Genomic DNA, 320 nt, shown 5'->3' with positions numbered 1-320 from the left:
AAATCCGACGGCCTTGCGGAGCAAGGCTGGCGAGCGGCAGGCAGCGTATTTGCGAAGCAAATGCGCGTTGCCGCTGGGTTGTTATGTCACCGCCGATTGGCGGCAGGCAGAACAACCTGCGTCGGTTACAATCAACGTTGTTCAAGTCAGTTAGGGATGTGTTTGCTTTGATTGGTTTAGTAACACTGTCTGTTACTGGATCAAATCAAGCCTATCGGGCGATTAGTACCGGTCAGCTGAACGCATTGCTGCGCTTACACCTCCGGCCTATTGGCGTGGTGGTCTTCCACGGCCCTCAGGGATACCTTGTTTTGAGGGGG

At 54.4% G+C, this 320-nt stretch carries 1 rRNA gene; it reads right to left on the bottom strand.

Features of this window, described 5'->3' with window-relative positions:
* Positions 1-201 precede the first annotated feature (201 nt).
* Positions 202-320, bottom strand: a 23S ribosomal RNA gene (locus AB9K35_RS00285); the annotation flags it as partial.

The organism is Leisingera sp. XS_AS12 (assembly GCF_041224635.1).
Classification (GTDB): domain Bacteria; phylum Pseudomonadota; class Alphaproteobacteria; order Rhodobacterales; family Rhodobacteraceae; genus Leisingera.
The sequence above is the reverse complement of the archived record's forward strand: the minus strand, read 5'-3'. Positions and strand labels throughout refer to the sequence as shown.